Source organism: Providencia alcalifaciens (genome assembly GCF_915403165.1).
GTDB lineage: Bacteria > Pseudomonadota > Gammaproteobacteria > Enterobacterales > Enterobacteriaceae > Providencia > Providencia alcalifaciens_C.
The window spans coordinates 2,499,182-2,513,493 of record NZ_OU659204.1 but is presented as its reverse complement, the minus strand read 5'-3'; the positions used below and the strand labels follow the sequence as shown (position 1 = coordinate 2,513,493).

Below are 14,312 nucleotides of genomic sequence, written 5' to 3'. Positions count from 1 at the left end.
AATCGGGTTTCTGCTGCCATGGGATGAAATATGTTATTTAAAGCACACGCAAATGATGTGATCTGGCGTAACGGGCGGATCGCCACAATGAATACTGAACTTGGAACGGCATACGGGTTACTGGAAAATTACGATTTAATCATTCGTGGTGAGCAGATCATTGCCATTCACCCAAGCTACCAAGTTGATGCCAACGGCTGCCACATTATCGATGTAGAAGGGCGCTTAATCACGCCGGGACTGATTGATTGCCATACCCACTTAGTGTTTGGCGGTAACCGAGCCGCAGAGTGGGAACAGCGTATGAATGGCGTCTCCTATGAAACGATTAGTGCACAAGGTGGCGGGATCAATTCCACCGTTCGCTCCACGCGAGCCATGAGTGAAGATGGGCTATTTGAGGTGTCTAAACCGCGTTTAGAAGCGTTGATCCGTGAAGGCGTCACCACCGTTGAAATGAAATCGGGTTATGGTTTAGATCTTGCCAATGAAGAGAAACAGCTGTCAGTGGCAAAACGATTATTTGCAGCTTATCCGATCGACGTGAGCTCGACATTACTTTCCGCGCATACTGTTCCACCAGAATATAAAGGTAAAGCTGACGATTATATTGACCTTATTTGCGATGAAATTATGCCGCAGTTATGGAAAAAAGGGCTATTTGATGCGGTGGATGTGTTCTGTGAAAGTGTTGGCTTTTCTCTTAAACAAAGCGAGAAATTATTCTTAGCAGCGAAAAAATTAGGAATTCCAGTAAAAGGGCATGTGGAGCAACTTTCTAATTTAGGGGGAAGTGAGCTGGTAGCAGAATTTAACGGGCTATCAGTCGACCATATTGAATATTTAGATCTCCAAGGTATTCAAGCCCTCAAACGCAGTGGAACCGTGGCGGTATTATTACCCGGTGCGTTCTATTTTTTACGTGAAACAAAATTACCACCGATTGAACTATTACGCGAAAACCAAGTACCTATGGCCATCTCCACGGACTTTAACCCAGGCACCAGCCCATTTGCCTCACTGCGTATGGTGATGAATATGGCGGCGGTATTATTTAGATTAACTCCTGAAGAAATTTGGGCAGGGGTGACTCGCCACGCGGCGAAAGCATTAGGACGAGAACATAGCCTTGGGCAATTACGCGTCGGTTATCAAGCCAATTTTGTGGTATGGAATGCAAAGGATCCGGTAGAAATGATTTATGAACAGGGCAGCAATCCATTAAATCAGCGTGTTTATCAAGGAAAAGTCACCCACAAAAATTAATGGTTTATTTGAGTTAAAATAGAAAAGCGTTTCTGATTTTCAGGTTATATACTCTAAATAATTCGAGGTGCAGCTAGGCGACAAGTCAATGAGTCGCTAGGAGTATACATAAGTATGTAACTAGTGCGAATGAGCGTAGTCAACAACGCTGCAATTTGAAGTATGACGAGTATAATACTATTTATTCATAAAGTTCTGATTGCTGCCTAGGAATATCACCTCCACTATAGGCAGTAATTATTTTGATTGATTTTCAATGTTGACGACTCACACACATTACTTATTTGGAAATAAACGTGACAGCCGAAAAAAAACCGAAGCTGAAAACTCCTGTTCCATTGTATTTGCAAGTTAAGCAGTCAATTATTGAAAAAATACAAGCAGGAGAGTGGCAAGCCAACGATCGTGTGCCTTCAGAAGCCGAGTTGGTTGTGCAGTTTGATTGTAGCCGAATGACGGCAAACCGAGCCTTACGGGAGCTTACCGCTGAAGGGTTATTGGTGCGTCTTCAAGGGGTTGGCACCTTTGTTGCTGAGCCTAAAGGGCAATCCGCCTTGTTTGAAATCCACAGCATTGAAGATGAGATACTCGCTAGAAATCATCAATACAGCTGCAAAATTAATAAATTAGAGCAAGTCAGTGCATCAGTCACACTGGCAAAAGAGTTAAATATTTCCCCAGAAACGCCGGTTTATCATTCTGTGATTGTCCATTTGGAGAATGATATTCCAGTACAAATTGAAGACCGTTTTGTGAATGCGCTGGCAGCACCTGATTATCTGGAACAAGACTTTCTGACCATCACTCCCCACGATTATTTATCCCGTGTTGCGCCGCTGACTCAGGGTGAGCATATTGTTGAAGCGGTAGAAGCGGATGACCGCAGTGCTCGGCTTTTGCAAGTGCATGTGGGCGCATCGTGCCTGCAAATTACCCGCCGAACATGGTCACAAAGCCATATTGTGACTAGTACGAAGTTATTGTTTCCCGGTCATCGATATAAACTCAAAGGCAGTTTTTCTTCCTAGTGGTATGAAATAAGACCATCCCGTCGACATGAGCGCAGCCATTATGGCTGTGCTGGCCTCAATCATCCTCATGACAAATGTAAACTAAGTGTGAATCAAATGTGATCTGGTAGGCAGAATTAGAATAAAAAAACGTCAATAAAATCAAGGGTTATTTTTTCATGTTATTGTTTTTATTAAATAAAATATTTTAATGCTGTATGTTTTTACCTCTCTGATTGTTAAAAAATAAATTGATTGTACATGTATATACAACTATATCTATAAGGAGACGCAATAAGTCAAACACGCATCTAAGTGAGGGTATATTCGTGACAAAGTTAAATAACAAATATCGCAATATTGAAATTCGAGCACCTCGTGGAACGACCTTAACAGCTAAAAGTTGGCTGACAGAAGCGCCACTGCGCATGTTGATGAACAATCTCGACCCTGACGTGGCAGAGAATCCCCATGAGCTTGTCGTTTATGGTGGTATTGGCCGCGCAGCCCGTAACTGGCAATGTTATGACCAAATTATTGAATCCCTGAAACAGCTAGATAGCGACGAAACCCTGCTGGTGCAATCAGGAAAACCTGTCGGTGTATTCAAAACCCACGAAAATGCTCCCCGCGTATTAATCGCTAACTCCAACCTTGTACCGCATTGGGCAAATTGGGAGCATTTCAATGAGTTGGATGCAAAAGGCTTAGCCATGTACGGTCAAATGACCGCAGGGAGCTGGATTTACATTGGTAGCCAAGGGATTGTGCAAGGCACCTATGAAACCTTCGTTGAAGCGGGACGCCAACATTACAATGGCGACCTCACTGGGCGTTGGGTATTAACGGCCGGTCTAGGTGGAATGGGTGGCGCACAGCCATTAGCGGCAACATTAGCAGGGGCTTGCTCATTAAACATCGAGTGCCAGCAAAGCCGCATCGATTTTCGTTTAAGAACCCATTATGTGGATGAACAAGCGACTGATCTGGATGACGCATTAGCGCGCATCAAAAAGTACACATCAGAAGGCAAAGCCGTTTCTATCGCACTGTGCGCGAACGCAGCTGAAGTTTTACCTGAAATGGTTCGTCGTGGCATTAAGCCAGACATGGTCACCGACCAAACCAGTGCCCATGACCCGCTCAATGGTTATCTGCCGATCGGCATGAGTTGGGATGAATACCGCGAAAAGAGTGTGAAAGACCCACAAGGTACTGCACTGGCGGCGAAAAAATCCATGGCGGAACATGTGAAAGCCATGCTGGCTTTCCAAGCCCAAGGCATTCCGACATTCGATTACGGTAACAATATTCGTCAAATGGCGTTGGAAATGGGCGTTGAACATGCGTTCGACTTCCCTGGATTTGTTCCAGCCTATATTCGTCCGCTATTTTGCCGCGGTGTAGGCCCATTCCGCTGGGTGGCGCTATCAGGGGATCCTGAAGATATCTATAAAACGGATGCCAAAGTGAAAGAATTGCTGCCGGACGATAAGCATCTGCATCGTTGGCTGGACATGGCGCGTGAGCGTATTAGCTTCCAAGGCTTACCGGCGCGTATTTGCTGGGTTGGCTTGGGGGATCGCGCCAAGTTAGGTTTAGCGTTCAATGAAATGGTTAGAAGTGGCGAAGTCTCTGCACCGATTGTTATTGGTCGTGACCATTTAGACTCAGGCTCGGTAGCGAGCCCAAACCGTGAAACGGAAGCGATGAAAGATGGCTCGGATGCGGTGTCGGATTGGCCGTTACTCAACGCGCTATTAAATACGGCGAGCGGCGCGACATGGGTGTCATTACACCATGGTGGCGGTGTCGGAATGGGCTTTTCTCAACATTCTGGCGTGGTGATTGTTTGTGATGGTACAGATGCGGCGGCGGAGCGTATTGCTCGCGTACTGCATAATGACCCAGCGACAGGGGTGATGCGCCACGCGGATGCGGGCTATGACATCGCTATCGAATGCGCTAAAGAGAAAAACTTAAACTTACCTATGCTAAAAACACGTTAAGGAGTGCCATTGATGACTAAATTAACTATCCATCCGGGGAAAATGACACTCGACGAATTACGCGTTGTCTTCCAAAAGCCAGTGACCGTCACGTTAGATAAACATGCCCACAGCGCTATCGCAAAAAGCGTTGCGACCGTAAATCAAATTATTGCGGAAGATAAAACCGCGTATGGGATCAACACTGGGTTTGGTTTACTTGCTAACACCCGTATTGCCAGTAAAGATCTGCAATCTTTACAGCGCTCTATTGTGATGTCCCATGCAGCTGGCGTCGGTGAGCCACTGGACGATGATCTGGTTCGCTTGATTATGGTATTAAAAATCAACAGCCTTGCGCGCGGTTTTTCAGGTATTCGTCTTGAAGTGATTGAAGCGCTGATTGCACTGGTTAACTCACAAGTTTACCCATTCATTCCTGCAAAAGGATCAGTGGGCGCATCTGGTGACCTAGCACCGCTTGCACATATGAGCTTGATTCTGATTGGTGAAGGTCAAGCGCGCTTTGAAGGTCAATGGTTACCTGCGAAAAAAGCGTTAGAAAAAGCGGGCTTGAAACCATTAACGCTGGAAGCTAAAGAAGGTTTAGCGCTCCTGAACGGAACACAAACCTCGACAGCGTTTGCGTTAAAAGGCTTGTTTGCGGCGGAAAATCTGCTGTTATCTGGCATTGTGTGTGGGGCGTTAAGCGTGGAAGCGACATTAGGTTCGCGTAAACCATTCGATGCCCGTGTCCAAGAAGTTCGCGGTCAAAAAGGCCAAATCGATGTGGCGGCGTTATTCCGCGATGTATTATCACCAAGCAGCGAATTGTCACAATCTCACGCGAATTGTTCGAAAGTCCAAGATCCATATTCATTACGCTGTCAGCCTCAAGTGATGGGCGCGTGTTTAACGCAAATCCGTCAAGCGGCAGAAGTGATTTTAATTGAATCTAATGCGGTATCCGATAACCCGCTGGTGTTTACCGATAATGGCGACATTATTTCTGGCGGTAACTTCCATGCGGAGCCAGTTGCCATGGCGTCGGACAATATTGCGCTGGCATTAGCCGAAATTGGTGCATTATCAGAGCGCCGCATTGCGATGCTGATGGACACGCATATGTCCCAATTACCACCATTCTTAGTTAACAATGGTGGCGTAAACTCTGGCTTTATGATTGCACAGGTGACGGCAGCAGCATTAGCCAGTGAAAACAAAGCATTAGCGCACCCATCTAGCGTGGATAGTTTACCAACATCCGCCAACCAAGAAGACCACGTTTCCATGGCACCTGCGGCAGGTCGCCGTTTATGGGAGATGGCGAAAAACGTGACGGGCATTTTAGCCATTGAATGGTTATCTGCGTGTCAGGGAATGGATTTCCGTGATGGCTTGAAATCGAGCGAAAAGCTGGAAAAAGCCCGTAAAACACTGCGTGATAAAGTTGCGTATTACGATAAAGACCGTTATTTCGCGCCGGATATCGAGGCGGCTATCTCGCTGATTGATCAACATAAACTTGCCACGTTGTTTGCAGCAAACTCGGTTTTTCATTCATAAAAACCTGTCGTTCATATACCGATAGTTCCTATAAGTAAGTGTTTTAGAAGCAGCCGACTATGTATCGGCTGCGAATTCTCTTCGAAACGACTGATAAAAATACGAAGGACACAACATGCAAAGCACATCACAACTTGCGCGTGGGCTTTCTGCGCGCCATATCCGATTTATGGCCCTCGGTTCAGCAATAGGAACGGGGTTATTCTATGGTTCAGCCAAAGCCATTGAAACTGCCGGCCCGGCCGTTTTACTGGCTTATATTATTGGGGGCGCGGCTGTTTTTATGGTGATGCGCGCGCTCGGTGAAATGGCGGTTCGCAGCCCATTGGCGGGCTCATTTTCCCAATATGCTAGCCACTATTTAGGTCCGCGAGCGGGATTTTTCACAGGCTGGACGTATGTTTTTGAAATGCTAATTGTCTGCTTGGCTGACGTCACGGCATTTGGGGTCTATATGAAATTATGGTTCCCTGATGTGGCTCAGTGGATTTGGGTACTCAGTATTATTTGCTTTATCGGTGCCATTAACCTGTGCCACGTCAAAACATTCGGTGAAATGGAGTTTTGGTTGTCGATTGTTAAAGTGGGGGCGATTGTTGCAATGATCGTCGGCGGAGCGGCCATTATGATGTTTGGCTTCGGTCAAGCCTCTGAACATGCGGTTGGGGTATCAAACTTATTTGACCATGGCGGGTTTATGCCAAATGGGATAGGTGGGGTAATCGCCTCATTTGCGGTGGTGATGTTTGCCTTTGGAGGAATCGAAGTCATCGGGATCACGGCGAGCGAAGCCAAAAACCCAGAAGTGACTATTCCAAAAGCCATTAATGCAGTGCCTGTACGTATCTTACTGTTCTACGTATTAACGCTGTTTGTACTGATGTGCATCTATCCGTGGAACCAAATTGGCCAAAATGGCAGTCCGTTTGTACAGATTTTTGATAGCTTAGGGATTTCAGCCGCGGCGAATATCTTGAACGTGGTGGTGATCACCGCGGCCATTTCGGCAATTAACAGTGATATTTTTGGTGCGGGTCGCATGATGTATGGCATGGCCCACGAAGGGCAGGCACCTAAGTCATTCACTAAGTTAACCAAAAATGGGGTGCCATGGATGACGGTGTTAGTCATGGTGCTGGTATTGTTAATTGGCGTAGTGCTGAACTATCTGATCCCCGAAGATGTCTTCTTAGTGATCGCCTCAATTGCAACTTTTGCCACGATTTGGGTCTGGTTAATGATTTTACTGGCACAATTTGCGATGCGCCGTAAGATGACGCCAGAGCAAGTTCAGCAATTGAAATTCCCAGTGCCGATGTGGCCAGTTGCGCCGATCCTTGCAATTGCCTTTATGGTGTTTATTTTCGGTGTATTAGGCTATTTCGAAAGTACCCGAATTGCGCTGTATGTGGGTATCGGTTGGTTGTTGTTGCTCACCATTGCTTACGCGCTATTAGTGAAAAAATCAGGAAAGGTGAAAAAACCGGAAAAACCTACGGAAGAAGTCGAAGAATTAGCGTAACGTTTTTAATATCATGATAGACACTGCGCCCTTGATGAAAATCCGGGGCGCGGTTATTTTTAGCGCCAAAATGCGCAAACAAGTGCTTATCTGCGTATTTTCTTGCATTAATCTGCTGATTTGTCTTTCACTTCGTGGCAAACTTTAGCCATTCAAATTTTCCCTTTTAATCCACAGGCAGGAGAATCCCTTCTTGGAAAAGATCTTCGTTGATGAAGCCATCGCAGAACTTCATACCATTCAAGACATTTTACGTTGGACCATGAGCCGCTTTAATGCTGCCAATATCTATTATGGTCACGGCACCGATAACCCATGGGATGAAGCTTTACAGTTAGTTTTGCCAAGCCTGTATTTACCGCTGGATTTACCGGATGAGCTACTCACTTCGCGCCTGACACCAACGGAGCGTCACCGCATTATTGAGCGTGTATTACGCCGTATTAATGACCGTATTCCAGTTGCTTATCTGACTAACAGCTCGTGGTTCTGTGGGCATGAGTTTTATGTGGATGAGCGCGTTCTGATCCCGCGTTCGCCTATTGGGGAACTGATTAACAACCACTTTGTGGGCTTACTGTCTGACGAGCCACAAACTATCCTCGACCTGTGCACAGGTAGTGGCTGCATTGCGATTGCCTGCGCCCATGAATTCCCTGAAGCGGAAGTGGATGCCGTGGATATCTCTACGGATGTCTTGGCTGTGACAGAGCAAAACATTGCGAATCATGGTTTAGAACACCGAGTGATCCCAATTCGTTCGGATCTATTCCGTGACATGCCTGATGTTAAATATGACCTGATTGTCACCAATCCGCCGTATGTGGATGCTGAAGATATGGACGATCTACCGCAAGAATTCCGTGTTGAGCCTGAGCTGGCATTGGCAGCCGGTAGCGATGGTCTGAAACTGGTTCGCCGCATTCTCGCTAACGCTCCGCGCTTCTTAACGGAAGAGGGAATTTTAGTGTGTGAAGTGGGTAACAGCATGGTGCATCTGATTGACCAATATCCAGATATTCCATTTATCTGGTTAGATTTTGAATTTGGTGGTGACGGTGTGTTTATGTTAACCCGTGAACAGTTGGTGGAACATCACGAACACTTTGCGTTATATATTGATTAATAATAGAGTTGCGTTACTTGTCATAATCACATAAAACATAATAATTACGCATAACATCATATTTCTTAACAAGTATAAGAATCGCAAGCAAATAGGAAACAGGGAATGGCTGGAAATTCAATTGGGCAACTGTTTCGTGTGACCACCTTTGGAGAGTCACACGGGCTAGCATTAGGCTGCATCGTTGATGGTGTTCCGCCGGGATTAGCACTGACAGAAGCAGATTTACAAATCGACTTAGATCGTCGTCGTCCGGGCACATCGCGCTATACCACTGCACGCCGTGAACCCGACCAAGTGAAAATCTTATCGGGGGTTTTTAACGGTGTGACGACAGGCACCAGTATCGGTCTATTAATTGAAAATACCGATCAGCGTTCCCAAGATTATGGTGCGATTAAAGACGTGTTCCGCCCAGGGCACGCCGATTACACGTATGAACAGAAATATGGTCTGCGTGATTATCGCGGTGGCGGGCGTTCATCTGCCCGAGAAACAGCGATGCGTGTTGCTGCGGGTGCGATTGCTAAGAAATACCTGCAAGAGAAATTTGGCATTCAAATTCGCGCATGTCTGACCCAAATGGGCAGCGTAGAGTGTGAAATTAAAGATTGGTCGATTGTCGAAGAAAACCCATTCTTCTGCCCAGATCCGAGCAAATTGGATGCCCTTGATGAGCTGCTACGTGGCTTGAAAAAAGAGGGTGATTCCATCGGTGCGAAAGTCACTGTTGTGGCTGAAAATGTTCCGGCGGGTTTAGGTGAGCCAGTTTTTGACCGCTTAGATGCGGATATTGCTCATGCTCTGATGAGCATTAATGCGGTAAAAGGCGTAGAAATTGGTGATGGTTTTGGTGTCGTGAGCTTAAAAGGCAGCGAAAACCGTGATGAAATCACTCGCCACGGTTTTACGTCGAACCATGCCGGTGGGATTTTAGGGGGCATTAGCAGCAGCCAGCCAATTATTGCCCATATCGCCATGAAACCGACCTCTAGTATTACCGTTTCAGGAAAAACCTTGAACCGCGACGGTGAAGAAGTTGAGATGATCACCAAAGGTCGCCACGACCCTTGTGTGGGGATTCGCGCGGTACCTATTGCGGAAGCCATGATGGCGATTGTGCTGATGGACCACTTTTTACGTCACCGTGGGCAGTGTGCGGATGTTGTGCCAGCGATAGCGCCATTCGAATAAGTCATTGACGTTTTTCAGTGGATATTCTTGCTTGGCAAGTGTATCCACTGTGAGTTAAAGGTTAGGATGAAACCTCGATTATAATCCATCCGGGCTGTGATATTGCTTAGCTTTTAATAAGATAATCAATAAATAACAAATCTGCATCGTGATAGTTTACTTATCTGGAATGTGAAATGGATTGGCTTACTGCCGTTGCCCCTGAAGTTTACGCTCTGCTATTTTTTGTCGCGCTACTTGCCGGTTTTATTGACTCTATCGCAGGGGGCGGTGGCTTACTGACCATTCCTGCACTGCTTTCTGTGGGGATCACTCCCATCGAAACCTTGGCGACCAATAAATTACAAGCCATTGGCGGTTCATTCTCTGCCACCCTCTATTTCGCAAGGCGTAAAGCTATTAATTTGCGAGAGCAAATTTTCCCGGTGATCATGACCATAATAGGGGCTATGCTCGGGGCAATTTTAATTCAATCCATTGATACTGCTTTTTTGAAGCAGCTGCTGCCTGTGATGGTCATCTGCGTCGGGCTCTATTTCTTACTCACGCCATCTTTGGGTGTCCAAGATAGGCCTCAGCGCGTTAGCATGCCAATTTTTGGGGTTGCTGCGGGGATGAGTATCGGTTTTTATGATGGGGCATTTGGACCAGGAACTGGCTCGTTTTTAGCACTCGCTTATGTCCTGTTATTAGGGTATAACCTCGCCAAAGCCACCGCACATGCAAAATTGTTAAATTTCGCCTCCAATTTTGGATCTTTGATCTTTTTTATTATCGGAGGTCATGTTCTTTGGGTACTCGGTTTTGTTATGCTTGCCGGCCAAATGGTTGGTGCGAGACTTGGCGCTCGCTTAGTGTTAACCAAAGGGCAAAAACTTATCAGGCCGATGATCGTCGTGATTTCACTCTTAATGAGTATTAAGCTGTTAAATGACAGCCACGGTGATGATATTAAAGCTTGGTTTCTCACATTATTTTAAGATGATTTAAGCGTTCCATGACCCAACATCATTATCAGCAACTTATTGATATTTTCGAACAGTGTTTCGGCGAAGAGTACAATACCAAATTGGTAAAAGGGGACGACGAGCCTATCTATTTACCTGCCGATGGTACCACACCATACAGCCAAATTGTGTTTGCGCACGGCTTTTTTACCAGTGCACTCCATGAAATTTCTCACTGGTGCATTGCTGGGGAAAAACGTCGCCAGCAAATGGATTACGGTTATTGGTACTGCCCAGATGGCCGCGATGAGAAAACCCAGTGTGACTTTGAAGTGGTCGAAATCAAACCTCAAGCATTGGATTGGTTTTTCTGTGTGGCAACGGGTATTCCGTTTAATGTGAGTTGCGACAATTTGGAAGGGGATTTTGAACCCGACCGTATCGCCTTTATGCGCAAAGTGCATGGCCAAGTGATGGAGTACCTCGAAAAAGGTATCCCAGAGAGACCACTGCGCTTTATTAATGCGTTACAATCGTTTTACAATACACCCCCACTTTGCGCGGAACTGTTTCCCTATCCGGAAGATATTTTCGCCTAATAGAATCACTCACTACAGTAAGGATTAAGCATGCTTGCGGATTTTGAAACACGCATACTGACAAGAATTGATGATATGGTTGAACACGCCAGCGATGATGAGCTGTTTGCTGGTGGCTATTTGCGTGGTCACTTAACCCTTGCTGTGGCAGAGCTGGAAGAAGAGAACGAAAGCAGTGTTGATGCATTGTATCAGCGCGTTGAGCTGAGTATCCAAAATGCCATCAAAGCTGGTGAATTGACCCCACCAGACCAAATTCTGGTGCTGGGTATGTGGAAAACGCTGTTAGATACCGTGCGTTAGTTTTATGGATTCTATTAGCTGCATGTATTCCATTCGATTAGCAACCCATGAAGATGCCCAATTCTTACCTGAAGTGGAAGCGTCTGCGGGGAAAACGTTTGCCGGACACCCTAAGTTTGATTGGATTGCCCACAGTGAGATTCAACCCGTAGAAAATCACGTTAACTGCATCGCTAATGGCTTAGAGTGGCTCGCTGTGGATGATCATGATCAGCCAGTTGGCTTTATTATGGCGGAGCATTTAAGCGATAGCCTGCATATTGTGGAGCTTTCAGTTCAGCAGTCAGCGCAGGGACAGGGCTTAGGTAAGCGGCTTATCCAGCAGGTTATCGAGTTCGCACAGTCCCAACAGATTGGTCAGGTTACACTGACCACATTTCGTGATATTCCGTGGAATGCACCGTATTATCAGCGTCTTGGTTTTTCGATAATGGAAGAGGCGCAATTGACGAGTGAATTACAAGATATCTTGCAACACGAAATGGATGCAGGGTTTCAAGCGATTGATCGCTGTGCTATGAAGTTGAGCGTTAATTAATCTCAATATTGCTTCGTTCTGAGGGCTTCCAAATGGAAGCCTTTTTTCGTTTATGTGCCTTTTGTTTACGCCTCTTTCGTGGTGATTGGGCGTCCCGCCAGCAGTTTTCTTACCCAGAAACGATTTGGATGTAATGCGGCAAGTACGTCATCGTCAGCAGGCATCGGCTCATCAAAAATTTGTGCGGCTAATATTTCAGCGCAAAGTGGCGCAGTGGAAAGTCCTCGAGCTCCTAATGCGCCGAACACAAATAGATTTGGATATACAGGCGATGGCGAGATAGATTTTTCGTGATGCAGTTGATCGGGTAAATCCGTATATTGCTGCATCAGGGCATCGAAGTCAGGCACATTGCCAAGTAACGGCATATGGTCGCGGATCACACAACGGATCCCTTGGCGAGATTGTTGGCCGGAGATATCTACCTGCGCAGTCCAATCCACATCCGGTAGGCTGGTGAGTAGCTTTTGCTGATTTTCTTGCTGCTCTTCCTCGGAGTACTCAAGACTTAAATTGTCTCGTTGATAACTCGCCCCCAAGCAATGGTGCTGGTTTGTGGCATCTTCTGGCGTCATATAACCTTCAAAGCACAGCACAGTTTTTAATTGCTGCAATGCCGGGTTAGTCGGAACATGGCTCACTTGTCCGCGTACAGGCGTGATAGGTAAGTTTTTCGTTTGCTCAAACTGATTCAGTAAGTGACCATTGGCAATCACCACGGTTTGATGATTGGATTTTTTCTGGTTATCGAGTGTTAGCTCCCAACCTTCCTCTGAACGCTGTAAGCTGGTGACTGACAGACCAAAATAGAAATTAACGCCTTCTTCAGCGAGTTTCTGCGCTAAGCTTTCGCATAATTGCGCAGGACAGAGCCAGCCACCAGTTGGGTAATAAATACCTCGATGATTGACATCCACGCCGCTAAGCTCACTAAGTTGTTGTCTATCTTTACCAACGGCAAACTCTTCCGGCCACTCAGTTTGCAGCATATTGTCGATTTTTTTGGTGGATTTAGGGTTATACGCCATTTGGCTTACCCCGCACCATTGCCCATTAAACTCGATACCTTGCGCGCTAAGCTGCTGATAAAAGCGAGTTGCAAACGGGAAACCACTGACAAAAAAGCGTTCTAGGGCGTTATCGTTCCCAGTTAATAAGGGGTAGACTGCGCCTTGACGGTTTCCAGATGCGTTTTGGGCGACTTGTTGGTCTTGACAATAAATCGTGACATTCGCTCCACGTTTTCTGAGTGAACGGGCTAAGGCGAGGCTGGCAATTCCACCGCCAATAATCGCGATATCGTCGGTATGAGATGCAGGTTGACGCGCAAACCAAGGTGCCATCGGGCGAGTCAGATTATTTTCTAGTACCCCTGTCAGCATTTGACGCTTCTGACCAAATCCTTTGGTCTTCATGATAGTAAAGCCAGCTTGTTGTAATCCGCGTTTGACAAATCCGGCTACCGTAAAGGTAGCAAATGTTCCGCCTTGACGCGCAAATTTTGCCATTGCAGCGAACAACTGTTCGCTCCACATCTGTGGATTTTTGGAAGGGGCAAAACCATCTAAAAACCACGCATCTATCTTATTGTTTAAATTGTCATTAAGTATGGATACTTGCGTATTTACATCACCAATCCATAAATCGAGGGTGATTGTGCCATTTTCTAAAATAATTCGATGGTTACCGGGTAGAGCGGGTGGCCACTGTTCACATAATTGCCCCGAGAGCTCGGTTAACTCAGGCCAACAACGGTGTGCGGCGATTAAATCGGCTTTTGATAAAGGGTATTTTTCGAAGCTAATAAAATGTAGTCGTTGTAATTTTGCATTGGGATTTTCGGCTTTGAATTGGTTGAAGGCCTGCCATAAAGCGAGAAAATTCAATCCAGTACCAAATCCGGTCTCGGCAATCACACAAGTTTCATCTTGGTGTGTTAGAAATCTCTGTGGAAAATGGTTTCCCTGCAAAAACACATGGCGACTCTCTTCTAACCCATTTTGGTTAGAAAAATAGATGTCTTCAAACTGTTCTGAAATCGGTGTACCTTCCTCATTCCAACTGAGGTGAGCGGTTTGTACAGCTGTCTTTTTCACGTTTAAGCCCGTTATTGCAAAATCATATTCAAATTCTAACGCTGATATCACTGTAAGGCTACCGTCACATAAAAGCCTTATTTGTGCCATGATAAAAAAAATACAAATATTTACCCTGATCGGACTTGTTCAGCGTACAAGTGTAAGCTAAAGTGAC

Annotated in this window: 12 protein-coding genes; 11 read left to right on the top strand and 1 reads right to left on the bottom strand. The window is 46.0% G+C overall.

Annotated elements, in window-relative coordinates:
* Nucleotides 1–30: 30 nt before the first annotated feature.
* The 11 genes from hutI (at nucleotide 31) to LDO73_RS11495 (ending at nucleotide 12,059) form a co-directional block, all read left to right on the top strand.
* Nucleotides 31–1,266: an imidazolonepropionase gene (hutI, locus tag LDO73_RS11545; RefSeq protein ID WP_224058009.1), complete on the top strand. Its 1,236-nt coding sequence runs from the start codon at nucleotides 31–33 to the stop codon at nucleotides 1,264–1,266.
* Between the two features lie 296 nt (nucleotides 1,267–1,562).
* On the top strand, nucleotides 1,563–2,294 hold the full coding sequence (gene hutC, locus LDO73_RS11540; protein WP_211886103.1) for a histidine utilization repressor: 732 nt from the start codon (nucleotides 1,563–1,565) through the stop codon (nucleotides 2,292–2,294).
* 311 nt (nucleotides 2,295–2,605) lie between these two features.
* On the top strand, nucleotides 2,606–4,285 hold the full coding sequence (gene hutU / locus LDO73_RS11535) for a urocanate hydratase (RefSeq protein ID WP_224058008.1): 1,680 nt from the start codon (nucleotides 2,606–2,608) through the stop codon (nucleotides 4,283–4,285).
* A gap of 12 nt (nucleotides 4,286–4,297) precedes the next feature.
* Nucleotides 4,298–5,830, top strand: a complete 1,533-nt coding sequence (hutH, locus tag LDO73_RS11530) for a histidine ammonia-lyase (protein ID WP_224058007.1) — start codon at nucleotides 4,298–4,300, stop codon at nucleotides 5,828–5,830.
* A 115-nt stretch (nucleotides 5,831–5,945) separates the two neighbouring features.
* Nucleotides 5,946–7,352, top strand: coding sequence for an amino acid permease (locus LDO73_RS11525; protein ID WP_224058006.1), 1,407 nt, complete (start codon nucleotides 5,946–5,948; stop codon nucleotides 7,350–7,352).
* Nucleotides 7,353–7,545: 193 nt separating this feature from the next.
* The gene (prmB, locus tag LDO73_RS11520) at nucleotides 7,546–8,478 is read left to right on the top strand and encodes a 50S ribosomal protein L3 N(5)-glutamine methyltransferase (protein ID WP_224058005.1); all 933 of its coding nucleotides are present in this window, start codon (nucleotides 7,546–7,548) and stop codon (nucleotides 8,476–8,478) included.
* Between the two features lie 105 nt (nucleotides 8,479–8,583).
* Nucleotides 8,584–9,672, top strand: a complete 1,089-nt coding sequence (aroC, locus tag LDO73_RS11515; RefSeq protein ID WP_224058004.1) for a chorismate synthase — start codon at nucleotides 8,584–8,586, stop codon at nucleotides 9,670–9,672.
* A 176-nt stretch (nucleotides 9,673–9,848) separates the two neighbouring features.
* Nucleotides 9,849–10,652, top strand: a complete 804-nt coding sequence (locus tag LDO73_RS11510; RefSeq protein ID WP_224058003.1) for a TSUP family transporter — start codon at nucleotides 9,849–9,851, stop codon at nucleotides 10,650–10,652.
* 17 nt (nucleotides 10,653–10,669) lie between these two features.
* Entirely contained in the window at nucleotides 10,670–11,218 is a 549-nt protein-coding gene (locus tag LDO73_RS11505; RefSeq protein WP_224058002.1) for an elongation factor P hydroxylase, read from the top strand.
* A gap of 30 nt (nucleotides 11,219–11,248) precedes the next feature.
* On the top strand, nucleotides 11,249–11,521 hold the full coding sequence (locus LDO73_RS11500; protein ID WP_224058001.1) for a YfcL family protein: 273 nt from the start codon (nucleotides 11,249–11,251) through the stop codon (nucleotides 11,519–11,521).
* Between the two features lie 22 nt (nucleotides 11,522–11,543).
* Entirely contained in the window at nucleotides 11,544–12,059 is a 516-nt protein-coding gene (locus tag LDO73_RS11495) for a GNAT family N-acetyltransferase (protein ID WP_224058000.1), read from the top strand.
* Nucleotides 12,060–12,124: 65 nt separating this feature from the next.
* On the opposite strand, the gene mnmC is transcribed toward LDO73_RS11495, so the two are convergent.
* Complete coding sequence (mnmC, locus tag LDO73_RS11490) at nucleotides 12,125–14,155, bottom strand: bifunctional tRNA (5-methylaminomethyl-2-thiouridine)(34)-methyltransferase MnmD/FAD-dependent 5-carboxymethylaminomethyl-2-thiouridine(34) oxidoreductase MnmC (protein ID WP_224057999.1); 2,031 nt, start codon at nucleotides 14,153–14,155, stop codon at nucleotides 12,125–12,127.
* Between the last annotated feature and the right edge of the window lie 157 nt (nucleotides 14,156–14,312).